Origin of the sequence: Chondrinema litorale (assembly GCF_026250525.1) — a bacterium.
Lineage (GTDB): Bacteria > Bacteroidota > Bacteroidia > Cytophagales > Flammeovirgaceae > Chondrinema > Chondrinema litorale.
The window spans coordinates 2,363,012-2,389,793 of sequence record NZ_CP111043.1; the positions used below are offsets into that span (position 1 = coordinate 2,363,012).

Annotated in this window: 27 protein-coding genes; 22 read left to right on the forward strand and 5 right to left on the reverse strand. The window is 35.3% G+C overall.

Features of this window, described 5'->3' with window-relative positions:
- The first annotated feature begins 4 nt into the window (after positions 1 to 4).
- From OQ292_RS09720 to OQ292_RS09750, 7 genes are all read left to right on the forward strand, one after another.
- Positions 5 to 2,458 (forward strand): glycoside hydrolase family 95 protein, encoded by a 2,454-nt coding sequence (locus OQ292_RS09720; protein WP_284685863.1) that lies wholly within the window; start codon positions 5 to 7, stop codon positions 2,456 to 2,458.
- An 8-nt stretch (positions 2,459 to 2,466) separates the two neighbouring features.
- Entirely contained in the window at positions 2,467 to 3,309 is an 843-nt protein-coding gene (locus OQ292_RS09725; protein ID WP_284685864.1) for a TIGR02452 family protein, read from the forward strand.
- Positions 3,310 to 3,323: 14 nt separating this feature from the next.
- A complete protein-coding gene (locus OQ292_RS09730) occupies positions 3,324 to 3,905 on the forward strand; it encodes a hypothetical protein (RefSeq protein ID WP_284685865.1) in 582 nt (193 codons plus the stop codon).
- Positions 3,906 to 3,907: 2 nt separating this feature from the next.
- Positions 3,908 to 4,456, forward strand: coding sequence for a tyrosine-protein phosphatase (locus OQ292_RS09735; RefSeq protein WP_284685866.1), 549 nt, complete (start codon positions 3,908 to 3,910; stop codon positions 4,454 to 4,456).
- Positions 4,457 to 4,493: 37 nt separating this feature from the next.
- Positions 4,494 to 5,753: a tetratricopeptide repeat protein gene (locus tag OQ292_RS09740; protein WP_284685867.1), complete on the forward strand. Its 1,260-nt coding sequence runs from the start codon at positions 4,494 to 4,496 to the stop codon at positions 5,751 to 5,753.
- A 131-nt stretch (positions 5,754 to 5,884) separates the two neighbouring features.
- A complete protein-coding gene (locus OQ292_RS09745; protein WP_284685868.1) occupies positions 5,885 to 7,048 on the forward strand; it encodes an alpha/beta hydrolase family protein in 1,164 nt (387 codons plus the stop codon).
- A gap of 153 nt (positions 7,049 to 7,201) precedes the next feature.
- Positions 7,202 to 8,656, forward strand: coding sequence for a glycoside hydrolase family 125 protein (locus OQ292_RS09750; protein ID WP_284685869.1), 1,455 nt, complete (start codon positions 7,202 to 7,204; stop codon positions 8,654 to 8,656).
- 75 nt (positions 8,657 to 8,731) lie between these two features.
- Here the strand turns inward: OQ292_RS09750 and OQ292_RS09755 are convergent, their stop codons facing one another.
- Positions 8,732 to 9,058: a four-helix bundle copper-binding protein gene (locus OQ292_RS09755; protein ID WP_284685870.1), complete on the reverse strand. Its 327-nt coding sequence runs from the start codon at positions 9,056 to 9,058 to the stop codon at positions 8,732 to 8,734.
- A gap of 30 nt (positions 9,059 to 9,088) precedes the next feature.
- Complete coding sequence (locus OQ292_RS09760; protein ID WP_284685871.1) at positions 9,089 to 11,776, reverse strand: cation-translocating P-type ATPase; 2,688 nt, start codon at positions 11,774 to 11,776, stop codon at positions 9,089 to 9,091.
- A 557-nt stretch (positions 11,777 to 12,333) separates the two neighbouring features.
- Between OQ292_RS09760 and OQ292_RS09765 the strand changes: the two genes are divergently transcribed.
- From OQ292_RS09765 to OQ292_RS09835, 15 genes are all read left to right on the forward strand, one after another.
- Positions 12,334 to 13,623, forward strand: a complete 1,290-nt coding sequence (locus OQ292_RS09765; protein ID WP_284685872.1) for a S41 family peptidase — start codon at positions 12,334 to 12,336, stop codon at positions 13,621 to 13,623.
- Positions 13,624 to 13,724: 101 nt separating this feature from the next.
- A complete protein-coding gene (locus OQ292_RS09770) occupies positions 13,725 to 14,822 on the forward strand; it encodes a hypothetical protein (protein WP_284685873.1) in 1,098 nt (365 codons plus the stop codon).
- 49 nt (positions 14,823 to 14,871) lie between these two features.
- The gene (locus OQ292_RS09775) at positions 14,872 to 15,222 is read left to right on the forward strand and encodes a hypothetical protein (protein ID WP_284685874.1); all 351 of its coding nucleotides are present in this window, start codon (positions 14,872 to 14,874) and stop codon (positions 15,220 to 15,222) included.
- 30 nt (positions 15,223 to 15,252) lie between these two features.
- Positions 15,253 to 15,741: a hypothetical protein gene (locus tag OQ292_RS09780; RefSeq protein WP_284685875.1), complete on the forward strand. Its 489-nt coding sequence runs from the start codon at positions 15,253 to 15,255 to the stop codon at positions 15,739 to 15,741.
- A gap of 64 nt (positions 15,742 to 15,805) precedes the next feature.
- The gene (locus OQ292_RS09785; RefSeq protein ID WP_284685876.1) at positions 15,806 to 16,339 is read left to right on the forward strand and encodes a DUF6985 domain-containing protein; all 534 of its coding nucleotides are present in this window, start codon (positions 15,806 to 15,808) and stop codon (positions 16,337 to 16,339) included.
- 121 nt (positions 16,340 to 16,460) lie between these two features.
- On the forward strand, positions 16,461 to 16,787 hold the full coding sequence (locus OQ292_RS09790; RefSeq protein WP_284685877.1) for an ArsR/SmtB family transcription factor: 327 nt from the start codon (positions 16,461 to 16,463) through the stop codon (positions 16,785 to 16,787).
- A 2-nt stretch (positions 16,788 to 16,789) separates the two neighbouring features.
- Positions 16,790 to 17,254 (forward strand): SRPBCC domain-containing protein, encoded by a 465-nt coding sequence (locus OQ292_RS09795; RefSeq protein WP_284685878.1) that lies wholly within the window; start codon positions 16,790 to 16,792, stop codon positions 17,252 to 17,254.
- A 7-nt stretch (positions 17,255 to 17,261) separates the two neighbouring features.
- The gene (locus OQ292_RS09800; protein ID WP_284685879.1) at positions 17,262 to 17,645 is read left to right on the forward strand and encodes a DoxX family protein; all 384 of its coding nucleotides are present in this window, start codon (positions 17,262 to 17,264) and stop codon (positions 17,643 to 17,645) included.
- An 8-nt stretch (positions 17,646 to 17,653) separates the two neighbouring features.
- Positions 17,654 to 18,235, forward strand: a complete 582-nt coding sequence (locus OQ292_RS09805) for a YdeI/OmpD-associated family protein (protein WP_284685880.1) — start codon at positions 17,654 to 17,656, stop codon at positions 18,233 to 18,235.
- A 29-nt stretch (positions 18,236 to 18,264) separates the two neighbouring features.
- On the forward strand, positions 18,265 to 18,888 hold the full coding sequence (locus tag OQ292_RS09810; RefSeq protein WP_284685881.1) for a YdeI/OmpD-associated family protein: 624 nt from the start codon (positions 18,265 to 18,267) through the stop codon (positions 18,886 to 18,888).
- A 111-nt stretch (positions 18,889 to 18,999) separates the two neighbouring features.
- Complete coding sequence (locus OQ292_RS09815; RefSeq protein ID WP_284685882.1) at positions 19,000 to 19,848, forward strand: DUF5694 domain-containing protein; 849 nt, start codon at positions 19,000 to 19,002, stop codon at positions 19,846 to 19,848.
- Positions 19,849 to 20,001: 153 nt separating this feature from the next.
- Entirely contained in the window at positions 20,002 to 21,015 is a 1,014-nt protein-coding gene (locus tag OQ292_RS09820; RefSeq protein ID WP_284685883.1) for a DHH family phosphoesterase, read from the forward strand.
- 109 nt (positions 21,016 to 21,124) lie between these two features.
- Positions 21,125 to 22,129 carry a glycoside hydrolase family 43 protein gene (locus tag OQ292_RS09825; RefSeq protein ID WP_284685884.1) on the forward strand — a complete coding sequence of 335 codons (1,005 nt, stop codon included), beginning with the start codon at positions 21,125 to 21,127 and terminating at the stop codon, positions 22,127 to 22,129.
- 205 nt (positions 22,130 to 22,334) lie between these two features.
- Positions 22,335 to 22,970 (forward strand): hypothetical protein, encoded by a 636-nt coding sequence (locus OQ292_RS09830; protein ID WP_284685885.1) that lies wholly within the window; start codon positions 22,335 to 22,337, stop codon positions 22,968 to 22,970.
- Positions 22,971 to 23,081: 111 nt separating this feature from the next.
- A complete protein-coding gene (locus OQ292_RS09835; protein ID WP_284685886.1) occupies positions 23,082 to 23,585 on the forward strand; it encodes a hypothetical protein in 504 nt (167 codons plus the stop codon).
- Between the two features lie 19 nt (positions 23,586 to 23,604).
- Here OQ292_RS09835 and OQ292_RS09840 read toward each other — a convergent pair whose 3' ends face one another.
- Genes OQ292_RS09840 through OQ292_RS09850 form a run of 3 tightly spaced genes read right to left on the reverse strand, consistent with a single transcriptional unit; the run spans position 23,605 to position 26,698 of the window.
- Positions 23,605 to 24,156: a hypothetical protein gene (locus OQ292_RS09840; RefSeq protein WP_284685887.1), complete on the reverse strand. Its 552-nt coding sequence runs from the start codon at positions 24,154 to 24,156 to the stop codon at positions 23,605 to 23,607.
- Positions 24,146 to 24,730, reverse strand: coding sequence for an RNA polymerase sigma factor (locus OQ292_RS09845; RefSeq protein WP_284685888.1), 585 nt, complete (start codon positions 24,728 to 24,730; stop codon positions 24,146 to 24,148). The genes OQ292_RS09840 and OQ292_RS09845 overlap by 11 nt, the downstream gene beginning before the upstream one ends.
- Complete coding sequence (locus OQ292_RS09850; protein WP_284685889.1) at positions 24,731 to 26,698, reverse strand: formylglycine-generating enzyme family protein; 1,968 nt, start codon at positions 26,696 to 26,698, stop codon at positions 24,731 to 24,733.
- Positions 26,699 to 26,782: the final 84 nt, after the last annotated feature.

Sequence of the window (26,782 nt, forward strand, 5' to 3'; positions counted from 1 at the left end):
CACTATGGATAGAAAGACTAACACTTTAAAACAACTACTGCTTTTACTGTTATTACCGTCTTTGGTAAGTTTGTACAGTTGTCAACCAACAGAAAAAGAAACACCGAATAATACGGCCACATCAGAGAGGGTTATGTGGTATAAGAAGCCAGCCGAATATTTTGAAGAAACACTTGTACTAGGAAATGGCAAAATGGGAGCCTCAGTTTTTGGAGGACTAAACGCTGATATGATTTATCTAAATGATGCTACTCTTTGGTCAGGTGAGCCGGTTGACCCAAACATGAACCCAGATGCGCATAAATATATTCCTGCGATTAGAGAAGCATTATTTAGTGAGAATTATAAACTGGCAGATTCTCTTTATAGAAATGTGCAGGGAGAATTTTCTGAGTCTTATGCTCCTTTAGGAACCATGTATCTTAAGTTCGATCATGCTAGTGAACCTACGAGTTATCACCGTGAACTTGATCTGGGCGAGGCAGTTTCGAAAGTAACTTATGAGGTGGATGGAGTAAAGTATACTCGTGAATACTTCATTTCGAATCCAGATCAGGTAATGGTAATCAAATTAAATAGTAGCAAAGAAGGCGCATTAGATTTTGCTGTAAATTTTGATAGTCAATTAAAATATGAGATTACAGCAGCTGAAAAAATAATGGAAGCAAATGGTTATGCGCCTTACCATGCAGAGCCAAGTTATCGTGGCGATATGCCAAATGCAGTAATGTTTGATGAAAACAGAGGAACGCGTTTTACTACTTCATTTGAAATAAAATCTACTGATGGCGAAGTATCTGAAACAGATAGTAGCTTAGTTTTAAAAGGTGGAACAGAAGCGATTGTATATGTTTCAATAGCTACGAGTTTTAATGGTTTTGATAAAAACCCGGCGACAGAAGGAAAAGACAATAAATCGATCTCTGAAAACCAGTTGATAAAAGCTTCAGCAAAATCATTTGATGATTTAAAGAGCAATCACCTAAACGATTATCAAAAATTCTATAATAGATTAACTATTGATTTGGGTGAAAGTGAAGTTCCAGATTTACCAACAGATGAGCGTTTACTTCGCTATGCTGATGGAAAAGAAGACAGAGGTTTAGAAGAGTTGTATTTTCAATATGGTCGCTATTTGCTCATTGCAAGTTCTAGAACCGAAGGTGTTCCGGCAAACTTGCAAGGTATCTGGAATCCGTATATGAGACCACCTTGGAGTAGTAATTATACTACCAACATCAATGTAGAAGAAAACTATTGGATGGCAGAAACGGCTAACCTTTCAGAAATGCATCAGCCATTATTAAAATTTGTGGAAAATTTAGCTGTAACTGGAAATGCAACAGCAAGAGAATTTTACGGTGTAGAGAGAGGTTGGGCATTGGCTCACAACTCAGACATTTGGGCGATGACAAACCCTGTTGGAGATTTTGGGCAAGGTGATCCTGTTTGGGCAAACTGGGTAATGGGTGGTACTTGGATAAGCACACACATGTGGGAGCATTATACTTTTACACAAGACATCGATTTCTTAAAAGAGCATGGTTATCCTGCATTAAAAGGTGCGGCAGAGTTTAGTCTCGATTGGTTAGTAAAAGATAAAGAAGGTAAGCTTGTAACAGCACCGGGAACTTCACCGGAAAATCTTTACATTACTTCAGAAGGATATACAGGAGCCACTTTATACGGTTCTACTTCAGACCTTGCGATGATTCGCGAGTGTTTTGAGCAAACCATTAAAGCATCTGAGGTTTTAGGAGTTGATGAAGAGTTTAGAGCAGAAATGAAACAAGCACTTGCCGATATGCATCCTTACAAAGTTGGTAAAAAAGGCAACTTGCAAGAATGGTATTACGATTGGGAAGATCAAGACCCGAAACACCGCCACCAATCGCAGCTTTTTGGTTTGTATCCGGGGCACCACATTTCGCCAGATAAAACACCAGAATTGGCAGCGGCAAGTCGTAAAACATTAGAGATTAAAGGTGATGAAACTACGGGTTGGTCTAAAGGATGGAGAATTAACCTTTGGGCAAGGCTTTGGGATGGAAATCGCGCTTACAAAATGTATCGCGAACTGTTAAACTATGTTGATCCAGACCAAAAAGAAACTACCAGACCAAGAACTGGCGGTACTTACCCGAACTTGTTTGATGCTCACCCACCGTTCCAGATTGATGGTAATTTTGGAGGCTCAGCAGCAGTAATAGAAATGTTAGTACAATCATCAGAAGAAGAGATTAGATTATTACCAGCTTTGCCAGATGCTTGGAGTACTGGTTCTGTTTCGGGAGTTTGTGCCAGAGGAGGTTTTGAAGTTGCTATGACTTGGGAAAACATGAAAGTAACTAGTCTAACTTTAAAATCTATCAAAGCAGCAAAAACTAAATTGATCTATGGAGATCAAACGAAAGAAGTATCATTAGAAGCCGGCCAAGAAATGCAGGTGGAATTATAAAAAATACAATGAGCGAAAGAATTAATAGAAAAAATATAGCAGAAGACACCCTTGAGATTTTATCACAAGGGTTCTTTGTTTCTGCCAATGGAGAGCGAATTGACATAGCTACTAAGCAGCAATTTGCAGAAGAAAATACGGTAACCTATTCCCCAGAAATGTCTGATAATTTAATTGCCAACAGGCAATCAGTAACAGCACAGGTTACAGAATCGGGTACTCAAATTACTGTAACAGGAGAAACTACTTTGGATGCAGTAAGACGCTTGATTAAAGAAGGAGAGCAAGATGTAGTTTGTTTAAATTTTGCTTCGGCTAAAAATCCCGGTGGTGGTTTTTTAGGTGGCAGCCAAGCGCAAGAAGAAAGTATTGCTAGATCGACTGGTTTATACAATTGCCTGCTCAAAGCAGATGATTATTACCAAACCAATCGCAATACCAAATCTTGTTTTTATACAGATTACATGATTTATAGTCCGGCAATTCCCATCATCAAAGATGAAGCAGGTAATAATCTAGATGCTTTGTATACAGCTGCGGTAATTACTGCGCCGGCTGTAAACCGCGGAGTGGTGAAGAGCCGAGAATCAGAAAGATTGCCCGAAGTAGAAACCGTGATGAAAAGGAGAATCGAAAAAGTATTAGTTATTGCTTTGGAGCACAAACATAAAACCATTGTGTTAGGTGCATGGGGTTGTGGGGTTTTCCAGAACGATCCGGTAAAAATTGCCAGCTACTTTAAAGAAGTGATTGATGCAAAGTTTGAAAATGCTTTTTCTAAAATAGTATTTGCAGTTTACTCAAGAAACGAGCGATTTATCAAACCTTTTCAAATGGAGTTTGGTGGGTAATAATTGAAAAATGCATGAAAGTATCTTTTGAAAATAAGGTAATAGAATTATTCGAAGATCAGGTTTTTATTCCTCTTTCTTCGGATAATTTATCCAATTACGATTATGAATATTTAGCTGATGAAAATAATTACTCTTACGTAAGTAAAATCGGCATTAGGATTTGGGATGAGAATGAAAAGGTAATATTGAGTTCAGCGATTATCTGCGAAGTAGGAGGTGCAACAACAGTTCATGATAGTTCTTTTCTGGTAGAAAATAAGGCTATTCTAATTTGTGTGTGTAACAAGGTTTATTCTCTTGATCTAGAAAGCCTAAAATTAAATTGGAAACTACAGGTAGATGATGTTACTTGTTTTTCAATTATAAAATGGGATAATCATTTTGTCACACACGGAGAAATACAGCTTAGCTATTTTGATGGTGATGGGGAAATAATTTGGACTTTTTCAGCAAGAGACATCTTTGTTACACTAGAAAGCGAAAACAATTTCCGTTTAGAAAATGGAATTGCCATTGTAAGAGATTTCTCTGGAGTTGAATATCACCTTAATTCAAAAGGAAAAGTTATAAAAGAGATCGATTTTAAAAGATAAACATGGGCTTAGACTATACAGATGGATGCGTGAATTTTAGAGATTTTGGTGCTTACATCAATCTGATACTAGATGAACAAAAACTACCTGAGGGAAAGTTTTATAGAGGCGGAAGTATAGACTATGTAAAAGAACATAAAGAAATTGCGCAGGTTCATACGATTATCAATTTGCGAAATAGGGCAGATTACACAGAGTTTGATGCAGATTATTTCCATTTCCCAATGGAGAACAAGGTAGAAAAGTATGACACCACTCAAAAAGAAGTGAGAGTCTGGCTAAACAATGTTATCAAAACCTTTGAAAATCCAACGCTCAGGTATCCGGTATTAATCCACTGCTTGTCGGGTAAAGACCGCACAGGTATTGTAGTAGCAGCACTTTTACTCATTATGGGAATTAGTAAAGAAGTGGTAGAAGAAGAATATCTGCTCAGCGAAGGCGAGGTGCAATCATCATTAATACAGCAAGCAATATCCGGTATAGAAGACCTTGATACCTATTTCAATCGTGTCGATTTAGCTAAAGTAAAAGGAAATTTATTGGGTTAGATTAGATTTAAGTGTATAATTCGATTATTATAAAAATATGACCGAAGAAGAATATCTTCAAGCAAAGCTTTACCTACAATTAAAGAAATATGAACATGGCTTAAGGTATGTAAAATCACTTCTTACAAAATCTCCTGAAGATGATATGCTTTATGCATTTTTGGCAAGTTGTTATCAAGGTTTGAATAAACTAGATGAAGCTGAAATTGCAATTAATAAGGCAATCGGTCTAGCCCCATCAAATTATAGTCATTTTAAAATGGCATCTAAAATTCAGCTTATAAAGAAGAATTTAAAAAAGGCAGAAAGTTTTATAGATACAGCTATTAGTTTGAATGCTAGTGATCCCGACTTATTTGGTTATAAAAGCATAATCATGATAAGTCAAAATGCTTACAGCAAAGCATTGGATGTTTCAAAAATAGGATTAGAAATAGATCCAGATAATAATGAATGCTTAAAAGGTAAGGCATTAGCTTTAAATTTTCTTAAAAAGCATGATGAAGCAAAGAGTGTTAGAAAAAGGTTATTAGAAAATAATCCAGAAAATGTTAATAATTTGTTTGTTGGCGGGTTAGTTTCTCTCAATGATGAAAGTAATTCTTCATTACAAATGATGTCTTTAGCACTAAAAACTCAACCAAATAATCCTTATATTAAAGAAGGATACCTTATTGCTCTTAGAAATCAACTTTTTGGCTTTAGAAAATTAATGCGATTTTCAAGTAACTTTGGAAGGCGAGATTCTTTGCTAGGAAATACTTTGAGTTTTGTTTATATCATCTTTTCAATTCTTTGTTTATTTAATCTGTATAGTAGAGACTTAGGGTTTAAAAGTAGCATTTCGTGGATACTGCTTTATTTAGTTTTATGGAATGTTAATCTAGTTATCCAATTAATCGTAACAACACCAATTCCACTATATGATGCTTGGTTATTTATTTTTAATAAAAAATTAAGATTGTTATATAGTTCTCTTTTAAAGATAAAGATATTTATAATTATATCTGTAATGCTCATCTCAATAGGTTTTTGGATCAATATTTTTTATTATCCTTCCATCTATTTTTATCAAATAGCTTTACATATTTCTGCTGCTATACCTTTAATATTTCATACGTTATATTCAAGAAATAAAAATATTTATTGGAGAGGTGGCTATTTAGTTATCTCTATTTTTTTATGTTTTCTCAGCTCATACCAGTTTAATAAAGATTTGTTTTACTTCATTATCGTAAATATTGCTTACAGAAGTCTTTACTTATTGTACACAAAAATTATTTTCAACAAAATATAAATAGCTTTTAATAAAGAATAAGCTATTAATTCCTCCAAAATCCCCTAAAAAACTGTCAGAATACTTAGGTAATTTTCATAAATTGTATCTCTTTAAATTGAAGGTGAAATAAAAATAGAATCACTGAAACTATGAAAATGAATAGTATTTTGATGTTTGTGCTTTTGTGCGTGAGCATCCAGTTAAAAGCGCAAAACGACATGCTCTGTGTGGGCAGATATTGGACAGAAGACGAAGCCAACCTAATGATGAAAGAATTTGCATCGGAATGGAGCGATAAAGCTTCGTGGGAGAAGAGAGCAGCAAAAGTAAAACAAGGAATTTTAGATGGTTTACAATGGGATAAGATGCCAGAAATTACTGGCAACTTTAATCCGGTAATCCACAGTACCAGAGAAATGGATGGCTACATTGTAGAGAACATTGCCATCGAAAGTTTTCCTGGTTTTTACATCACAGGTAATCTTTACAGACCTTTAGAAAAGAAAGATAAATATGCCGCAGTGCTCACACCTCATGGGCATGGTGCTGATCCTCGCTATAAAGCTTATGTACAAATAAAGGCCGCAGCTTTGGCAAGAATGGGCGCCATTGTTTTTGCTTACGATATGGTTGGTTATGGCGAAAGCCAACAAATAAATCATAAAATGCCTATTGCTTTACTGCTACAAACATGGAACAGCAAAAGAGTTTTAGAGTATTTGCTTTCAAGGCCAGATGTAGACCCAGAAAAAATAGGCATGACAGGTGAGTCGGGTGGAGGAACCCAAACTTTTGTATACTCAGCGATAGACGATCGTATTAAAGTGGCTGTGCCTGTTGTACAAGTTTCGGCTCATTTCTTTGGTGGCTGTGTTTGTGAGAGCGGTATGCCGATTCATAAAAGCAAAGGTTTCCAAACGAACAATGTGGAAGTAGCTGCGCTTTGTGCACCAAGACCTTTGTTACTTATTTCAGATGGTGCCGACTGGACAGCCAACACACCGCAGGTAGAATTTCCTTATATCCAAAAAGTATATGCCGTGTATAATGCAGAAAATAAGGTGGCTAATGCGCATTTTCCTACAGAAAGACATGACTATGGTTATAACAAGCGTACCGCTGCCTATAACTTTTTAGCGCGTTTTCTGGATTTGAGTTTAGGAAAATTACCATATAATGAAGGCTATCAAGAAGATTTTGTTTCAGTATTACCAGAAGAAGATTTAAAAGTGTTTAACAAGGAACATCCATTCCCCGAAAATGCATTACAAGGAGACGAAGCGGTGTTGAAATATCTCAAAATAGACTTGTAAGAGAGTGTAAAAAGAAACTTGTTATTATGTTTATTGTTAAATAGAGGGTGTTTTTACCAATTTGCTATAATTTTTATTATCAATTCTACTACATAGATTTGTTGGGATAAGTGTAAAAACTTCAACTACTAGACTCACATAACAAATTATAAAATGGACAGAAGAAAGTTTTTAAAAAACAATGGTCTGGCGCTGGGCGGGCTTACAGTATTATCTAGTAATGCGAATGCTTTGGGCATGTTAGCAGGAATTAATCCATTAAAAGATTTTAAATCAAACAGACCGGCAGAGTCTGATAGAACTTTTAAAAGTGAAGGGGTAGAATCACTTATAAAGGAAGTTAAAGCTGCTATTAAAGATAAAGAAGTAGCTTGGATGTTCGAAAACTGCTATCCAAATACTATTGATACTACTGTTGATTACGAAGTGATTGATGGAAAACCAGATACCTTTATTATTACAGGAGATATTGATGCAATGTGGCTGAGAGATTCTACTGCGCAGGTTTGGCCATATATTCCATTGATTGAAAAAGACGAAAAAATTAGAAATCTGGTAAAAGGTTTAGTTAACAGGCAAGTAAAATGTGTGTTAAAAGACCCTTATGCCAATGCTTTCTACAAAGATTTATCTAAAAGATCTGAGTGGGAAAGCGATAAGCCAACGCCAATTCCGGGAGTACATGAGAGAAAGTGGGAAATTGATTCGCTTTGCTATGTAGTGAGATTGGCTAACCAATATTACGAAAGTACTGGCGATACCAGCATATTCGACAAAGATTGGGATAAAGCCATGCGTGCATTGGTAAAAACACTTCGCACAGAACAAAGAAAAGATGGTACATCTCCTTACAGATTCGAAAGAGTTACTTCGTACATGATCGATTCGCCAGTATTCTCTGGTACAGGTAGACCATTAAAACCAGTTGGTTTAATTGCATCTATGTTCCGTCCGTCTGATGATGCGACCATGTTGCCTTTCTTAATTCCTTCAAATGTGTTTGCGGTGGTTTCACTACGCCAGTTAGCTAACATTTACAAGAAAGAATTGAAAGATGAGAAGTTCTCTAAAGAATGTGCTGATTTTGCTGATGAAGTAGATGCAGCTATTCAAAAATATGCAGTTTCTGAGCATTTAGATTTCGGAAAAATATATGCTTACGAAGTAGATGGTTTTGGTAACAAGTCTTATATGGACGATGCCAACGTTCCTTCGCTTATGTCATTAAACTATTTAGGAGCGGTTGAAACTACTGATCCTATTTATAAGAACACGAGAAACTTCTTACTAAGCGATAGCAATCCTTATTACCTAAAAGGGAAATCTGCCGAAGGACAAGCAAGTCCACACACAGGTAAGGAGAAAATCTGGCCAATGGGAATTATCCTTAGAGCAATGACTAGCGAAGACGACGACGAGATAATAAAATGCTTAACTATGTTAAAGAAAACCCATGCAGGAACAGGTTTTATGCATGAGGCTTTCCATAAAGATGATCCAACTGATTTTAACAGATCGTGGTTTGCATGGGCTAACACGCTTTTCGGTGAATTGATAATTAAAGTTTATCACGAAAGAAAAGACGTTCTTAAAAAGCAATTTAGCTAAGTCTTTATCAATATTTAAAAATAAAAAAGCCTCTGGATTTTCATTCAGAGGCTTTTTGTTTGCTTTATATCTCGCTTATGCTGCTACAGAAAGATTGGCTTGGCAAGCTTCGTAACATGCACGACATGCATCTGCACAATGCTGGCAGTGATCCATATCGTGATTTCTACATTCTTTTTCACACGTTTTACAAATCTCGATACAAGCTTTTAATAAAGTCTCAGAGTTTGAAGAGCCTCTACTAATAAAAGCCAGTGTAGTTGAGCAAATTTCTTGACAGTCTACATCTGTTTGAATGCAGTCTGACATATCTTTTACATTAAATTCTCTTAGACAAGAAGCTGCACAATTACCACATGCTTCAATACAGTCTGTCAAACTTTTAATCAATTGATTTTTCATAGCTTCAGTGTTTTAATTAGGTTAATAAATTTATAATTTCTTAGTTACTGCTTTTAATAGTTGAATAATTACTACTGGCATAATACTCATAGTAGCAATTAATCCCCAGTACTTAGCTTCTAGTTCTTGAATTGATAGAATCTCTGCCAATTGAGGTATAAAATAGGCCGCGCCCATACAAGTAAAACAGAAAGCCAGTGCCATCCAGATAAACTTGTTTTTAGTTACCTGATTCACAAATATATTTTCGTCTGCATCTCGCATGTTTAATACATGGAGTAACTGAGAGAAAGCCAGTGTAAAGAAGGCTACGTTATTACTAATTTCTTCACCCGCATCCCAATTAAAGTAAGAGAAGAAATAGGCTCCACCTACACAAAGTGCAAGTATTACTGCATACACAACAATAGATATCCATTTTTCTTTGGTAATGATTGGTTCCTGTTTGCTATTAGGTTTGTTGTTCATCACATGCGGATTACCTTGCCCGATACCTAATGCTAATGCAGGGAATACATCCGAGATCAAATTCAGGAATAGTAACTGTAATGGTAACAGTGGCAAAAAGAACAGTGAAAAACTTACCGATGCAATTACGATAATCTCAGACAAGTGATAAGAAAGTTGGTAAATAATAAACTTTCTAATGTTGCTAAAGATAACCCTACCTTGTTTTATCGCTGTTACTATCGACTCAAAAGAATCATCTTTTAAGACCATATCGGCAACTTCTTGGGCTACTTGTGTACCTTTATCGCCCATAGCAATACCAATATCAGCTTTTTTCAAGGCAGGCGCATCGTTTACACCATCGCCAGTCATCCCAACAATATGACCTTCTTTTTGATAGGCTTCAATAATTGCTAGTTTCTGAGATGGATCAACCCTAGAGAATACTTTAGATTCAACAATGGTATGTTCATCTGTTTTATCTGAAAGCTCTTCGCCATGAACAACATTGGTATCGTCTTTATCAACCAAGTGTACCTGAGTGGCAATGTTTTTAGCAGTTCCCGGATGGTCTCCTGTAAGCATAATTACTTCGATTCCGGCTTTGTGGCAAGTATCAATAGCATCTTTTACAGACTCTCTCGGAGGGTCTATATATCCAATAAGTCCAGCAAAAGTCAGGTCGTGCAATAGCTCATCTTCTGATGAAGGCTTGTTGTCCATGTCTTTGTAAGCAAAAGCCAATATTCTTAATCCATCTTCAGAAAGCTCGTTGTTTTTATCTATCCATTCTTGCTTTTGTTCTTCGCTTAATGCTTCCTCTTTGCCTTGTGCAAGAATTTTGTTGCATTCTCTAATTAGTTTTTCGGTGGCTCCTTTTGCAGATACCATCACTTTACCATCATTTACAACATGGGCTGTACCCATCATCATTTTGTCAGAATCGAATGGGTCTTCTAAAATCTTTTCTGCCTTAATCAATTCCTGATAGCGGCTTTCATCTGCATTTTTGGTGTATTGCAAAGAAGCAATTTCTATAGGATCTCCAACGCCATCTGCTTTCTCTTTTTCTTCTCCATCACCATCATGTCCATTATCTGAACCATTGTGCCCATTGCTGTTTTCTATGTTAGCATTATTACATAACACCGCGATAGAAAGCATTTTCTTTACATTTTCATCATCAGAATAGCCATTCTTGCCATTGGTAACATCGTAATCTTTTTCAGGACTCATTACCGCGTTTACAGAAAGCTGATTGAGTGTAAGTGTACCCGTTTTGTCGGTAAAGATTACAGTGGTTTCACCCAAGGTTTCTACAGCAGATAATTTCTTTACAATTACATTTTGCTTAGCCAGTTTCAGCATTCCTCTGGCAAGTGCAATACTGGCTACAATTGGTAAGCCTTCTGGAATAGCCGCAATCGTCCAAGCAATAGAAGTTTGTACCAGTTCGTAAGGGTCTTCACCACTTAACCATCCAACTACAAAAAATACTGCAGCTAAGCCAAGTGTTGCCCAAATAAGGTGTTTACTAAGTTTTTCGAGTTTTTTGTTTAAAGGGACTTCTTCATTACCTGCATCGCTTACCATTTGCGAGATATTACCTAACTCGGTTTCCATACCAGTATTTACCACAATGGCTTTACCATTACCGTTGGTTACCGCTGTACCTTTATATAAAGTATTTTTTCTGTCGCCAATACCAGTGTCTCCTTCAATTTTGTCGGTTGTTTTATCAACAGGTATAGACTCACCAGTAAGCGGAGATTCGTCTACCTTCAGTTGAGCATTATATATAATTCGGCAATCGGCAGGAATTAGGTCACCTGCTTCTACCTCTAACAAATCACCTGGAACTAGTTCTTCTGCATCTAATTGTTTTGCTTGCCCATCTCTAATGATGTTTACCACTAGTTTATCCATTTTTTGCAGGGCATCCATTGACTGCATCGCTTGTAGTTCCATCCAAAAACCAATTACTGTATTTAATACAATTACTACTATAATGGCGATGGCTTCTGCAATGTCTCCAAAAACAAAAGACAATGTAACCGCGGCGAGGAGCAGGTATATTACCGGGTTGTTTAACTGGTCGATTAGAATCTGGAATAAGCTTTTTTTCTTTTCTTCTTTCAGTTTATTTCTTCCAAATTCGTTTAATCTGCTTTCTGCCTCATTAGAGGACAGCCCTTGATCGGGGTCGGTCTTTAAAGAGCTAATTACCTCATCGCTCTCTAACTGATAGGCATTTTTTAATTTTTCCATGCTGAATAAGTCAAATATTATAGGCTTACCCTTAGCATACACCAGATAACTTAGATGACTAGCTTAACTTGCTCTTAAAAAATTTAATGCAGGCAAAAGCCTTTTACCTTGTGAATATTCAGGGGTTTAATGGTTTTAAAATTTTTGTCTGTAATAAGAATTACAGAATTCCTGCCATGTAATCAGTAGAAAAAAATGCAAATAGGTATTTAAAAAAGCTTGAGAATAGATAAGAAACAGATTTTGGAAAAATATTTGGTTTTTTATTGATTAAAAGTATTTCCGTTTGTTTATAAGCAATATTATTATTGTTTTTTTGAGCTAACTATAGTAGATAAATTGCTTTAAGTGTGATGAAAAAAAATTAATTTATATAATTATTTCATTTGATATGATAATTATACTGGTGATTGTACGCCACACATTTGATGATTTGATTCTACAAAATGCTTAAAAATGTTAAAGCAGCAACCTTTCTTAGATAATCATCATTTAGACTTATACATAAAAAGATAATACACATCTTTGTGTTGATTGGAAGCCTGTCGAGTAAAAAAATGACTAGAACATATTTAATAATTATATTTTGTCTGTTAGCTGTTTCATCATTTGCGCAATCTAAAAGCAAATGTGTAGAAGATATGGAAAAACTCTATGAGTTGCTAAAGAAGACGCCATCTTACAAAAGTCAGATAAAAGGGAAGGATGCGAAGCAGTACCAGAGACTGGTGCAGCATCTCGAATGGAGAGTGAGAAATACTTCAGATCAGTTTGAGTGTTTTTGTAAGCTAGCTGAGCTTTTTGATCCTATAAAAGACAATCATTTAGGGTTTTATCAATTGCCACATACTTATATCGATCCTTCTTTGTACGACGATCCTTATGTGGTAAAAGCCTATCGTAAATCGCCAGAATCGAAGAATTTCCCTAGAATTGATACAGATTTAGATTCTCTAGAAAATCTGCTAGCAGCTAAGCCAGAAAGCGATATAGAAGGGGTTTATCATTACGATACTTATTTAAAAGCCGGTTTGCTTAAAACAGAGAATCCGGATAGTTTGGTAGCGGTAATTCTCAATACAGAAATACCCAATTGGGAAAAAGGGCAAATCGCATTTGTACTAAGAAAACAAGAAGATACCGAGCATTATACCGCTTATTATGCGCACCCTGTGCACAAGGTGTTTTTGTTGGTGAATAATGAGAAATTTACCAATGGCTCTTTTCCAGAGTCGCGTTTCTATGGCTCCTTAAGTAATGCTATTTGGCGCAAAAACCGAATGCCAGCAGAAGATTTCTCTAGCCTACCGGACAATTACCAGACTTACGAGCTTAAGCAATTAAATGAGCAAACACAGTATGTAAGACTAGGAAGTTTTAGTGCCAGCAAGGCTAATGTGATGTTTTCTGATCTTTTTTACACTAAACTAGAGAATGATTTGCAAGCGAAAAACCTGATATTAGACTTAAGAAATAACTCTGGTGGAGCCGATAAAGTGGCTAAAAAGTTTTTGAAGCTATTAGGCAATTATGCTGAAGAACATAAGATTTATGCCATTGTGAATAACCGCACATTTAGTGAAGCAGAAAAGTTTATAATTGAGTTGAGCAAACACGAAAATGTAACTACACTAGGAGAAACCACTAATGGCACCTTGGCTTACGGTAGTAATTTAGGTACAAAAATAACATTGCCCAGCGGAGATTTTCAGGTGTATTTAACAGATACCAAAGACTCTGGCAATTACCTCAACTACGAAGGAAAAGGACTAGCACCAGATGTCGCCCTAAACCCACAAAAAGACTGGATAGAGCAAGTAAAAGAGGAAATTAAGCAAAGGAATTGAGGCGTTAAATTTTGTTATATTCGGTTGTACTTGAATAATTTCATTTAGATTGTAAGTGAAAAATTTATTGTAAATCTTACTGATATTATTCTACAACCAGAATGAAGTTACTTTTATCTTTATTAATTACACTGTTTGTTTTAAGTGAAGCTCAAGCACAAAAAATAGACAGTGATTTTGATTCATTAACTTCTTATTATAGATCAAGATTATTCCGAAATAAAGACAGTATTAATATCCCTCTAATGTATAAGGATAAAGATTTTAATATTGTACTTGCCGACACATCTCTTGGTATTCAAACAGAAAGTGTGGTTTTTGAAAGCCCGTATTTGAAAGATTCTTTTCCATTATCTTATTCAGTAATTTACGATAAGCATATTATTTCTTTGTTCGAGCCTGGATATTTTGCTTGTTATAGGTTGAGCGATTTTTCAAGAAATAAGGATTTTGAAGATCAGCTTAACAAACAAAAATTTAAGTCTCATTGGTTGATTGGAAATATTTTACATGCGATCACTTATAATGAAGATTGGTATGCATATGTAGATAGTAATTGGGAAAAAATTGATAAAATAGCCTTACCCGTAAATAATAAATCTAACTTATATGATGACGAAGATTATTTGATATACAGTGACTGCTATGGAGAATGGGGAGGTACCATTTACTTTTATAATAGAAAAACAAAGAATATCCATTTCACTAAAGCTACATGTGCATACACAGTTTTAAAGGATAAAACAGGCTACAAAGTGCTTTCAAGTTTAAGTCATGCTGATTTAATTCTTATACCTGATCCCACAAAGTTGCCTAAGACAAGTGAGGTAATGACTGGAACTAGTGGAATTCAAAGTGATGCTCAAGAAATTTTTAGCTTATATTGGCTTGAAATTTTTTCAATGTTTAATATAAATGAGAAGGTATATTATATTGTTTATTGGAAAGAAACTACCTTTTTGGCAGAGATAAATGGTAAGAATATAATAATTGTTGACCCATTATTCAATAATCATTTATTTACACATCGCCCTATAACTAAGAAATATGAATCGGGTGAAATTTTAATTAATTTAGATTTTTGGGGATTGGGAAGGGAAAGAGAAGTATCAATGCTTTTGTTGAAAGATAATAAGCTTACTAAAATAGATTGGAATAGTGACCAAAAGCAAACACACAATTTCATGAGAAAAAAATAGCTTTTACATTTTCTTAATCAGATTTTAGAAATATAAATACAATACAGCTATGAACACTTCCCTCCAAATAGCAGGTGTATTAGGTCCTGTTTTAATGGCACTTTCGATAACAGAATATTTAAACTTTAAGATTTGGAAAGATGTGCATTCTACCTTGGTATACTTAAATGGATTGGTGTTATTGGTAGGCGGATTAATCATCGTTCGTATTCATAACCTGTGGTTACTCAACTGGCCAGTAATTATTACCTTTTTAGGTTGGGTACTTGTACTACTTGGTTTAGCCAGAATGTTTTTTCCTACGGCAAAGCAAGCTTCGCAAAACACGGCTTCAAACTTACTGTTGCTTACCATGCTTATTCTGGGCAGTTTCTTGACTTTAAAATCGTATTTTCTATAGCTTTTCCCTTATAGAAAGCGTATAAAAAATGTGATTAAGTTAAAGTTTAATAAATACTCAGCGACAATTATTGGGGCAATCATCGCGATTATATGCTTTGTAAGTACCTCAACTTTTTTTATTCCTGCACTTACTATTATTCCACTTGGTTTAACTTTAGAGTTATCCATCAGTACTTTATTAGGAAACTCAAATTATGCCCTCACATCATTTTTAATTGCGGTAATATTATTCTCACTATTCATCTTACTCTTTGTTTTATATATTAAAAAAAACAAAAAAGATATTAGAGATAAAAAAGGCTTTAGCATAGATTCACTGCTTTTCTTCTTTACTATTCAATTAGTAATTCTGCATCCAATGATATTTTATTTTTGGGCAATGGCGAATGCTAGCAATTCTGGAGATGGGCAGTTTATTTTCGGGATTGTTGAAACCTTTCCTGTAAGTAGTGTTTGCTTTGTAGTTTTAGGAATACTAATAGATTTTGTGAAAAACATGGATTTTTCGGCAGAATAACCTGTAATTAATAGAAGGCAACAGAGTTTAAGTTTTGTGTTCAATTAAAATATTCTCCTACAAAATGCCACAATTCAACTTCGATAGCTATAACCATGTAATTGTAGAAATGCCAGTTTTGGCTCAGCAAGATAAAGATGGAAACGAGCATTTTTTTTCATTTTTTGAAGCAAATAGGAATAACGGTTTAGTAAACATAGGCTTTTTTGGAGAGGTGAACTGTTGGGAGCATGAACAACACTATTCAAATGAACAGTTGGCTGCATGGAGTTTTGTCGAAGATCATCAAGCCGAAATACTAGCAGCACTTTTTGATTATACCAAAAATATTTTATACCCCACACATTTAGAATACATTGGTTACGACGAGGTTTCTTTTCCTGAGATAAACAGCGTAGACGACCTTAGAAAAGCTTTAGGTGTTAATCTTATTTCTTTCTTTTATGAGCATAAAGAAGGAGTTTCTTATTGTGGATTAGACTGCAGTTTTAGTGGAGACTATGAACATGGAGTTCAGATAGTAATGCATAAAACCAACATTTTAGGCTGGCAAGAGAACCTAGGAAAGGAATTAGTTTTTGCCGACCTCAATATTTAAATCCTCTCATTTTCAGTGAATTATCTCTTTCGGTAAATTTTGTTTACCATAAAATTATTAAAAACTATTGCGTAGTCAAGTGGCTACATGTATATTTGTAGTCAAATAGCTACATATTAAAATGAATTTAAGAAGAGATGTATTTCAAGCCATAGCAGACCCGACTAGAAGAGCCATTCTAGTATTGGTTGCTTCTCAATCGATGACCGCCGGTGCCATTGCCTCCAACTTTGACACAGCCAGACCCACTGTTTCTAAACATGTACAGATACTTACCGCATGCGAATTGCTCAAGCAAGAGCAAAATGGGAGAGAGATTTACTATCATCTCAATCCACAAAAACTAAAAGAAATAGCCGATTTTATTGAGCCTTTCCGCAAAATGTGGGACGACAGGTTTAATAAACTAGAGTCTATAATGAAAAACTATAAACCAGATAAAGAATAAATATGGAACTGAAAACGAAAATTCATGCTGAAGATGCTAAGCAAGAGCTGGTAATTACCAGAGAGTTTGACTTGCCGTTGGAGTTGCTCTTTAAAGCTTATGAAGAACCAGAAATTGTAGAGCAATGGATGGGCACAAAAGTGATTAAGCTCGAAAATAAAAAGCATGGGAGCTGGCAGTTTATTACTACCGACCCCAAAGGAAACGAACATGGTTTTAATGGTACCATTCACGAGTTTGTTCCTAACCAGAAAATTACCCGCACATTCGAAATGGAAAATACGCCATTTCCTGTTCAGTTGGAGTTTTTAACCTTCGAAAAGATTACAGCAAATACCAGTAAGCTCACCATGCATATTGTATATAAATCTGTGGCAGACAGAAACCAGATGTTGCAGATGCCTTTTGCGCAAGGTCTCAACATGGCACACAATAGATTAGAAAGCATTGTAAGTAAATTAAAATAATAGATCAATGGCAAAGCGAAATAAAATTATCTATTGGGTAGCTACCGCATGGCTGGCGTTGGGCATGGTTTCTACTGGAATTGTACAATTGATTAAGATGGACGAAGAAGTGAATAACTTTACACAACTCGGTTATCCGCTTTACTTGCTCACTATATTGGGTGTTTGGAAACTATTGGGAGTAATAGCTGTATTGCTACCTAAATTTACTTTGCTAAAAGAGTGGGCTTATGCAGGTTTTTTCTTTGCTATGTCTGGTGCTGTAATTTCTCATGTAGCCAGTGGAGATGCCCTCAGTACTTTATTCGGTCCATTGCTTTTATTAATTCTTACAATATTGTCTTGGTACTTTAGACCGGTAGAAAGAAAAATTATTCCACTTAATCAATAAATTTAGCTATGAACCCAAAAGTAGATTTCTTTTTCGAAAAAGCTTCTAAATGGCAAGAGGCATATGAAAAGTTGCGAACAATTGTATTAGGCTGCGGCTTGGTTGAAGAATTAAAATGGGGAGTTCCGTGCTATACAGTTCAAGATAATAATGTAGTACTTATTCATGGTTTTAAAGAGTATTGTGCATTGCTGTTTCATAAAGGTGTATTGCTCAAAGATGCGGATGGTATTTTAATACAACAAACCGAAAATGTACAAGCTGCTCGACAAATACGCTTTAGCAATGTGTTAGAAATAATTGATCTGGAAGAAACGATAAAAGCTTATATTAAAGAAGCGGTACAAGTAGAGAAAGCAGGTTTTAAAGTGGAGTTGAAAAAGACTGCTGAGTATACAGTTCCAGAAGAATTTCAAAGTGTGTTAGATGATAACCAGAATATAAAATCTGCCTTTGAAGCATTAACTCCGGGTCGCCAAAGAGGCTATTTACTTCATTTTTCTCAACCAAAGCAAGCTAAAACCAGAGAGTCTAGAATTGAAAAGTGCATCTCACAAATTCTCGATGGCAAAGGTTTAAATGATAAATAAATCAACTCACAAATAACTAAGGTAAAAACATGAGCCCTAAAGTCGATTCTTATTTTGCGGTAGGTTGTGGTCGTTGCTTACTTGGTGGCACTCCCGATTGTAAAGTGCATAATTGGCAAGAAGAGATGGAGCATTTAAGAACTATTATTCTTAGTTGTGCCCTTACCGAAGAAGTGAAATGGGGAGTGCCTTGCTATACCTTTCAAAGTAAAAATGTATTGATTTTAAGTGCATTTAAAGAATACTGCTCCATCAATTTTTTTAAAGGAGCTTTGCTAAAAGACCCTAAAAGCATTCTACAAAAACCCGGTGAAAATACACAAGCAGCTAGGCTAATAAAATTTACCAAAGTTCAGCAAGTAATTGATTTAGAGGAAACCATAAAAACTTATATTCTCGAAGCTATTGAAATAGAAAAAGCAGGTTTAACAGTAGACTTTAAAAAGAAAAATGAAATCGAATATCCAGAAGAGTTGCAAGACAAATTAAATGAAGACACTGAGCTAAAAAAAGCATTTGAAGCACTTACACCAGGTCGCCAAAGAGGCTATATTATTTATTTTTCCCAACCCACACAAGCTAAAACCAGAGTTTCAAGAATAGAAAAATGTGCGGTTAAAATATTTGAAGGAAAAGGCTTACAAGACCGTTAATATATAAAAAATGCCATTTATTATAATATTCTGCTATTTTTTAGGATTTTACCAATAAGTCATCTAGCTTTAATTACCTAATAATGGGTTCTTGTAAAGAAAAAGATTTAGATGAAGTTATTTTTGATCATTACATTTAGTGTTATATGTCTCAGTACAAATGCACAATCTAATAAAACAGAAATATTAATATTAGGCTCAGATCATTTGTCTCAAGTATACAGAGAAGGCCAACCCAATACAGATGTTCTAATTGAAAAAAATCAAGAAAGTATCGAAGAGTTTGCTAAGTCAATTGAACAGTTCACCCCAGAAATGATTATGGTAGAGCAACTACCAGAAAGACAATCAGAAATAGATAGTTTGTATGCGCTGTATCTTAAAGATAAGTTGGACATGGCAAGTTTAGAATACCCACGTTCGGAGCTTTATCAATTAGCTTTTAGAATAGGAAAAGAAAAAGGAGTGAAGCAGATTACCTGTGTAAATTCAAAAGGAGGCACTTCACAAGGGATTCTAGACAATGGGGACAACATTGATATCTACGAAAACGAGACAAAAGCACTTCGTGAGATTGTTAAAGCAAAATATATGGGTTTGGCACAGGGAACACTTTCTTTTAAAGAATACCTTACTTTTCTCAATCAGCCGGAGGCTTATAACAAGTTATACCGACTAAAGTATCTAACACCTGCCAGAGTAACCAATGGTACCTTTACAAATCCAGACGAAATGGTAGATACTGCTTTTATTGACCCAAAATATATTGGAGCAGAGTTAATTTCTGTATTTAAAAACAGAGATTATAAAATCTATTCTAACATTGTTACAAATGTAATGGAACACCAATCTGAAAAAGTTTTGCTCATTATCGGTGTTGGTCATGTAGGTTCTTTAAAAAGTATTTTTAGAGATGATTATGAATTTGAATTGGTTGATGCGAATACTTTTTTGAAGTAGTAAATACAACTTAACATTTCTCATTTATCAGAATAACAAGCAGTAGATACGGTAAGAGGATAAAAAATGATTAGCTTCGTATTTATTTAAAATTTTCAGCTTCGAAATATGAGCTTATTGGGCTTTGGAGCTGTGGAAACAGAAACCTGATAAATGAATATTTTCAAAGACATTGAGGCCGAAATTCTGGCTGCTTCCCATATAGTTATTACTTCTCATAAATCTGCCGATGGCGATTCAGTTGGATCATCATTGGGTTTATTACATTTTATAGAAAAACTGGGTAAAAAGGCTGTAGTCTGCCATCCAGATGCTGCACCAGATTATATGTACTGGTTAGATACTTCTTCCATAGTGCTTATGAGCGATGAGCCAGAAAAAGTGATAGCTTGTTTTAAAGAAGCAGATTTAATTTTCAGTTTAGATTATAATGGAACCGATCGAATAGGGCCAGAAATGCAAGTTTTGTTAGAATCAGCTACTTGTAAAAAAATAATGATCGATCATCACCTCAACCCACAGTCATTTCCAGATATAATGGTTTCTGAACCTACAGTGGCTTCCACTTCAGAATTGATCGTAGAGTTGATTGAGCAGTCGGGGCATAGCGATTTACTCGACGAAAAAATAGGCACACCTTTGTATCTAGGTATTTTGACAGATACAGGAAGTTTCAGGTTTCCTGCTGTAAGTCCGCGTACGCATGAGATTTTGGCGAAGCTGTTAGCTGCTGGTGTAAAGCATCACACAGTTCACGAATTGCTCAACGATAGTAATACTGCAAGCCGCTTGCGCCTGCAAGGTTATGCGATGAGTGAAAAGTTAGAGATTTTAGAAGCCTATCAAGTAGCGATAGTTTTTTTGAATAAAGAAGAGCTAGCCAAGTACAAATATGTAAAAGGCGATACTGATGGTTTGGCTAATCAAGCTTTGTCTATTAAAGGAATGGTAGCTGCCATTGTTTTTACAGAGCGAGATGGAAAAATTAAAATATCATTCCGATCTAAGGGAAAAGAAAACCCGGTGAATGTATTGGCTGCCGATCACTTTGATGGTGGTGGACATGCAAACGCAGCAGGAGGAATGAGTGAGCTTTCTGTAACCGATACACTCAATAAAATCAAAAACTTAATACCTCAGTACTTTTCTTTGGTTGATGCTAAATAGGCAAAAACTAACAACCGATAGCCGATAAGCTACTAAAATATGCATCATTAATTATTGTCAATTAATGATGCTTGGTATATTTACTGGCATCAAAAAAATTAGCTATAGAATGAAATTATTAAAGATAAGTGTGCTTTTAGCAATGGTATTTGTATTTCAGCTACAAGTTTTTTCCCAAAACATAGAATTTAATAATCCTATTGCAGAAAAAAGAGCTGACCCTTGGGTACACAAAGCAGAAGACGGTACCTATTATCTTATCGCTACAGTACCAGAATACGATCGTATTGTAATTAGAAAATCGAAAAGTATTAATGGTTTAAAAGAGGCTCAGGAAAAAGTAGTTTGGGCAAAGCATGAGAAAGGAGTGATGGGGCATCACATTTGGGCGCCAGAACTGCATAGAATAGATGGCAAATGGTATATCTATTTTGCGGCGGGTGAGGTAGAAAATATCTGGAATATTAGAATGTGGGTATTATCAAACTCGTCAGATAACCCAATAGAAGGAGAGTGGAAAGAAGAAGGCAGAATCGTTTCTGATATAGATTCTTTTTCTTTAGATGCTACTACGTTTGAACACAATGGCAAACGATATTTAATTTGGGCACAAAATGTAAGAGGGGGAGACCATGGAACTGCTTTGGTTTTGTCTGAGATGAAAGACTACAAGACCCTAACTGGCCCTGAAGTAGTGATAACAGAGCCGGAGTTTAGCTGGGAGCGAATGAAATACAATGTGAACGAAGGCCCTGCGGTAATTAAAAGAAATGGGAAAATCTTTGTAAGCTATTCTGCAAGTGCAACTAACCACAATTATTGTATGGGTCTACTTTGGATAGATGAAAATACTGATTTGTTAGATGCTAAAAATTGGAATAAATCACCGGGACCTGTTTTTTATACCAATGAAGATGTTAAAAGATATGGGCCTGGGCACAACTCTTTTACCACAGCCAAAGATGGAGAAACTGTAATTATGATCTACCACGATCGCGATTACAAAGAAATTCAAGGACATGAGCTATCTGATCCTAACCGAGCAACCCGCGCCAGAGTAGTACACTGGACGCCAAGTGGCTTCCCAGACTTTATGCAAAATGAGAAAGATTGAGGTGATTTTTTCAGATTCTTTGATTGTTAAAAAGAATTAACCTTTTGTGTATAAAAATTTCAGTTAGCTATTTTTTGTTACATTTGATCTTGGTTTTTTTATAAAAATGCTAGTATCGATTTAAAAATAAGCTAAAGTGAGGTATATAAATCTAATAATTATTGGTTACATTCTAGTGTTTTCAAATTGTTATGCGCAAAAGAAAATGGATAAGAAGAAAAAGCTAAAAGTTAAGCAGGAAGAAGGCTTTAGCCAAGTAAATATTAATGGTGAAGTTAGCTTAAGTCTAGAAGACGATAGTTTGTTGTTTTTTCCTATTTTAAGAAACTATGATGATGAAGATTTATACTTTAATAAAGTAGTAAACTTTCCTTTAGGAGATCAGATAGGAATTTTCATTTGTAAAAGAATACAAAAACCTAATGGAAGAATTGGAATTGACTATGTATTTAAAGACCATCTTGAAATTTATGGAATCTCTGAAGAACAAATTAAAGAGATGGCAATGGTCAATTTTGGTAATAATGAAGTAAGTGTCAATGGCATGTCTGATCCTGAAACAAATGATGTTATGTTTCAAGTGTCAAGTAAACAAGGTTTAGTTGGAGGTATATTACTGGATAGTAGATTTATAACTTCGTTAAGTGAACAGCTCAATGGAAATATAGTAATTGGAGTAATAAATTCTGATATGATTTTTATTACCACCTCAGAAAGTTCTTTTGAGGCAAAGTTTGAAGAAATAGCAAAAAGTATTGAATATACTGATGTAGTAAACTTGAATCCTGCTAGTTACAATTGGAAAAGTGAAGAAATGAAATTCAAAAAAAGTTTAAAGTAATCAAACAGGCCTATAATAAAATATGACAGATTGCTCATAATGAAATCAAGTATTAAGAATACAGCTCTTGTGTTCTGTTTATATATTATCTCAATTGCAATTATGAGGTTTATGTCTAAAAGTTTAGGACTAGAACAATTTTTAACTTTTAGAATTTTCGCATATTTAGTTTTTATAATTATAGGTTTGGTTTTTACCAGTCAGTTGGTTCATTTGATAAAAAAGGTTTGGAATCAAATTGAATTAAAAGTAAATAAACCGTATGATGAGTATGAAGTAAACAAGCTCAAAGAAATGGAATTTTTCGCAGATGGTTATTTTCAACTTCGGAAGTCAAATAGGAATTTACTTTTTAAAGAATTTGAGGGAGCTACAGCATTTATTCAGCCATGGAATAAAAATTTAAGAATAGGAGTATTCATTACACATTTGTATGCTATAGAAGAAGAAATATCTGTTCCATTTGAAGCCTCAACAATTGGAGTTAATGAATATTCCTTGTTTAGAGAAATTCCGATTGAAAAGAAAGATCAAATCACATCTATATTATTAGAACTAATAAGAACAGCAAGGAAAAAAGGTATGCATTTAACATCAATTCACGATTTATCTTAAAAAAGCTATCAAAAACAACTCACTCCGAACCTACAAGCAAACTTCTAATATCTTGCTGGTCGGCTAGGGTCTTTCCGGTAAAGCTGCTGTTTGTTTCTTCTTGCTCTGGTTTAGGCTCATTTACAGTAATGTACACAGGTACTTCTACTTTTCGCTCAATAAATAGGGTATCGGTTTTTCCTTGTACAAACACGGTATCGGTAATGGGAGTGGCAGGAATTTCTACCGTTTTTTCAACTACAACCTCTTTGGTGGGCAGTATCAAATAAATAACCGTCATAAGCAAAACAGCTATTGCTGCACTGGCATAAGCGGGCAATCTATAATTAAAAGCTTTTACCCAAACTGGTTGGTTTTGTTTTTTCATTTTAGCCATTAAAGATTGCTTTACAGAACTGCTAACAGGCATTTCGTGTTCAGTAGAACTTGCTAAAACTAGACTTCTATATTTCTGATAGATGTGTTTTCCACCTAAATACTCTTCTACCAGTAGTTTTTCAAACTCGTTGAGCTCATTAAAATCTCTGGTTTTTAAAAGCTGATCTATTAGTTCAATTGACTTATTTCCCATTTTCCCAAATAATTTTGTCTTCACCCATTACATCGAGCAAAGTTTTTCTAATATAAAACAAGCGAGATTTAATAGTTCCCTCTGAGGTTACGTAAATACTAGCCAGCTCTTTGGTCGATAGCTGTTGTTGGTAGCGCAGTAAAAACAATTCTTGTTTATCTTCTCCCAGTTTCTTTAAAACCTGATGCAGTTTATCTAGCAAAATTTCCTCATCCATCTTTTGCTCTACAGCAGATAATTGCATTTTATTTTTCTCAATCTGTTGCAAGTATTCCACCTCAAACTGTCTTTTTCTATAAGCATTTTTACACATGTTAGAGGCGATTCGAAATAACCACGGCAACAATGGATAACCACTTTGGTATAACTCAGGTCTTTCAATAATTCTGGCAAACAGATCGTGTACGTAGTCTTCTGCCTTGGCGTCATCAGCCCAGAGCATGCGGTAAAAAAAGGCTTTTATCCGATGGGCATATCGGTCGTAAATAATAGAAAAAGCCTGACTGTCACCTTGTTGTACAAGTTGCATTAATTGCTCATCAGACTTTTTCTTATAGTTTTTAAAGAGTCTCAATTATTCTTCTATTACCTCCATAAAAATTCTAAAACCAACACTTGAATCTGCGCCATCGTAAGGATTTACACTGGTAATGGTACATTTTTCGGCAGTGTGGTTCCAACTACCACCCATCGCTTTATTCGGAATATCAATCATTTCTCCCACATTTCCTATTACATCAAATAAACCCATACCATTAGGAAAGTAAGCACCCACTTGCGACATCATTGTAAAACCATCACCTTTTATGCCGGCAGGGCAAGTGATATCTTCTGGTACTTTTACATTGGCGAGGTAACAGCCCTTCTGGTTTTTAATAGATCGTCCATGTTCTAAACCCCACTGCCACCAAGGATAAAGCACGGTGTTTTCTGCCAGGTTAAAAGTTGCCACTACTTTTTTGTTTTTTTCAAAATCTTTAAGTGCTGTAATACTATTTTCTTCTAAGTTCCACGAAGTAAAACCTTTAGAACCCAATGCAGCCATTGTCCATTCTTTTTGAGTTGGCAACCTAAATTGCACCTTTTTGTATTTTCTGTTATTCTGCTGATTGTATTGCACTGTGAGCCATTCGCAATAAGCTTTGGCAGCTTCATGGCTCATATCCATAGCAGGAAATTCCAAGTTCTTAGCCATAGGGTACTTAGAGATTTGTGCAGCCTCGTAATTTTCTGGTGTGTAATGGAAGTTAGAGAGCAAAGTAGCTGTTAGCTCATCGTACTTTTTAAGATCAGTTGCCGATTTTTCATACAATTCTTTATAGCCATTCTTAAAAAGATAGTTCAGATAAAACCAGTATTCTTTGTTATTTACCTCAAAAGCAGAAGCATAAAGATTGCCTTTAATTTTCACCAGTTTTTTATCTAGCTCTTTAATATCTAGCTCTACTTTTTTAAAAGATTGCAGTGGTTTGCCCGGTTTTTTATTAAGCAACATGCTCACCCTGTTTTTAATTTGCGAGCGATCGGCCAGTGAAAGAATTAACTCCTGCCACCTCTCCGAAGCCTCATTGTTACCTGTTTTGTCATAATATTCTTTTAGCAACAAAAAGGGAAGGATGTAATTGCTTTCATAGATCCGACCAGTCGCAGTTTTGGGTTCACCGTTAAAATCTACAGTGAGATAATCGATTAGAAATTTGCTTTCAATATTTTCTTTGAGTGTGCTGTAATTGTCGAAATTGCTGTTTTTGTGGATGGATGCAAGCCCAACCACATACAATCGATCTTCGATGTTGTGTAGTTGATTGCGAGAAAGTGTAAGCGCATAGTAAAACTCTTTTTCTGGGTTGAATTCCGGCAGGTTTTTAATAATGGTAATGCTTTTCTCTGCCTCTTTACTTTTTAACTGATTGATTTTTAACCACTCAGAAAGATAGGCTGTATTTTCGGCAAGGTCGAGATTGAGAATTTTAATATCTCTGCGAATACCCATTACATCTTGTAGCATCCAAATTGGAATAGTAGCTGCTTCTCCATTTACTACGAGAATGCCATTATACCCAACAGACATTAATACATTATAAGAATAGTTTAAAAGACTGGTGTGAATAGCTTTCGAGTCGAAGATATTTTGAGCAATTGCTGAGCGACTTGTATTGTCTAGTTGCAACTCTGCCAACATCATTTTTTCTACTTGCAGATTCGCTTCCAAACTTTTAGATTTCGCTGCTTTTTGTAAAGCATTTTTTAAGGCAGTGATACCTGCATTTTGCCAACCTAATTGTTTAAAACTCACATAATTCGCTTCAAAAGAGTCTGGGAACTTTTCGCTCACTTGTTGCGCTAGGTTTTCTAATTCTTGAGATGATAAACCTGCGTATTCAGCAGCTTTGTAGTATTCTAGCCAACCCGATTTGTCATCCGGATGTTCTGCAATATGTTTTTTCCAAGATTGAACTTGCTCAGCATACCAACCAGTAGCTTGTACTTCTATTAACTTAGAAGGTATTTTTTCTGGCGGATTAGCAGCATAAATATTCATGCTGCAGATGGTAAATAATAGTATCAATAATTTTCTATGCATCATCAGTAATTTACTTAAAAGAAAGTGCATTTCCGGAAAGCT

What these genes read in the sequence shown, in the direction of transcription:
- OQ292_RS09810 (WP_284685881.1), top strand. Translation starts at nt 18,265, where the DNA reads ATGAGCCCTAAAGTCGATTCTTATTTTGCGGTAGGTTGTGGTCGTTGC.
- OQ292_RS09815 (WP_284685882.1), top strand. Translation starts at nt 19,000, where the DNA reads ATGAAGTTATTTTTGATCATTACATTTAGTGTTATATGTCTCAGTACA.
- OQ292_RS09840 (WP_284685887.1), bottom strand. Translation starts at nt 24,156, where the DNA reads ATGGGAAATAAGTCAATTGAACTAATAGATCAGCTTTTAAAAACCAGA.
- OQ292_RS09835 (WP_284685886.1), top strand. Translation starts at nt 23,082, where the DNA reads ATGTCTAAAAGTTTAGGACTAGAACAATTTTTAACTTTTAGAATTTTC.
- OQ292_RS09725 (WP_284685864.1), top strand. Translation starts at nt 2,467, where the DNA reads ATGAGCGAAAGAATTAATAGAAAAAATATAGCAGAAGACACCCTTGAG.
- OQ292_RS09765 (WP_284685872.1), top strand. Translation starts at nt 12,334, where the DNA reads ATGACTAGAACATATTTAATAATTATATTTTGTCTGTTAGCTGTTTCA.
- OQ292_RS09850 (WP_284685889.1), bottom strand. Translation starts at nt 26,698, where the DNA reads ATGAATATTTATGCTGCTAATCCGCCAGAAAAAATACCTTCTAAGTTA.
- OQ292_RS09830 (WP_284685885.1), top strand. Translation starts at nt 22,335, where the DNA reads ATGGATAAGAAGAAAAAGCTAAAAGTTAAGCAGGAAGAAGGCTTTAGC.
- OQ292_RS09735 (WP_284685866.1), top strand. Translation starts at nt 3,908, where the DNA reads ATGGGCTTAGACTATACAGATGGATGCGTGAATTTTAGAGATTTTGGT.
- OQ292_RS09755 (WP_284685870.1), bottom strand. Translation starts at nt 9,058, where the DNA reads ATGAAAAATCAATTGATTAAAAGTTTGACAGACTGTATTGAAGCATGT.
- OQ292_RS09800 (WP_284685879.1), top strand. Translation starts at nt 17,262, where the DNA reads ATGGCAAAGCGAAATAAAATTATCTATTGGGTAGCTACCGCATGGCTG.
- OQ292_RS09825 (WP_284685884.1), top strand. Translation starts at nt 21,125, where the DNA reads ATGAAATTATTAAAGATAAGTGTGCTTTTAGCAATGGTATTTGTATTT.
- OQ292_RS09750 (WP_284685869.1), top strand. Translation starts at nt 7,202, where the DNA reads ATGGACAGAAGAAAGTTTTTAAAAAACAATGGTCTGGCGCTGGGCGGG.
- OQ292_RS09785 (WP_284685876.1), top strand. Translation starts at nt 15,806, where the DNA reads ATGCCACAATTCAACTTCGATAGCTATAACCATGTAATTGTAGAAATG.
- OQ292_RS09820 (WP_284685883.1), top strand. Translation starts at nt 20,002, where the DNA reads ATGAATATTTTCAAAGACATTGAGGCCGAAATTCTGGCTGCTTCCCAT.
- OQ292_RS09740 (WP_284685867.1), top strand. Translation starts at nt 4,494, where the DNA reads ATGACCGAAGAAGAATATCTTCAAGCAAAGCTTTACCTACAATTAAAG.
- OQ292_RS09745 (WP_284685868.1), top strand. Translation starts at nt 5,885, where the DNA reads ATGAAAATGAATAGTATTTTGATGTTTGTGCTTTTGTGCGTGAGCATC.
- OQ292_RS09775 (WP_284685874.1), top strand. Translation starts at nt 14,872, where the DNA reads ATGAACACTTCCCTCCAAATAGCAGGTGTATTAGGTCCTGTTTTAATG.
- OQ292_RS09770 (WP_284685873.1), top strand. Translation starts at nt 13,725, where the DNA reads ATGAAGTTACTTTTATCTTTATTAATTACACTGTTTGTTTTAAGTGAA.
- OQ292_RS09790 (WP_284685877.1), top strand. Translation starts at nt 16,461, where the DNA reads ATGAATTTAAGAAGAGATGTATTTCAAGCCATAGCAGACCCGACTAGA.
- OQ292_RS09720 (WP_284685863.1), top strand. Translation starts at nt 5, where the DNA reads ATGGATAGAAAGACTAACACTTTAAAACAACTACTGCTTTTACTGTTA.
- OQ292_RS09795 (WP_284685878.1), top strand. Translation starts at nt 16,790, where the DNA reads ATGGAACTGAAAACGAAAATTCATGCTGAAGATGCTAAGCAAGAGCTG.
- OQ292_RS09760 (WP_284685871.1), bottom strand. Translation starts at nt 11,776, where the DNA reads ATGGAAAAATTAAAAAATGCCTATCAGTTAGAGAGCGATGAGGTAATT.
- OQ292_RS09805 (WP_284685880.1), top strand. Translation starts at nt 17,654, where the DNA reads ATGAACCCAAAAGTAGATTTCTTTTTCGAAAAAGCTTCTAAATGGCAA.
- OQ292_RS09730 (WP_284685865.1), top strand. Translation starts at nt 3,324, where the DNA reads ATGAAAGTATCTTTTGAAAATAAGGTAATAGAATTATTCGAAGATCAG.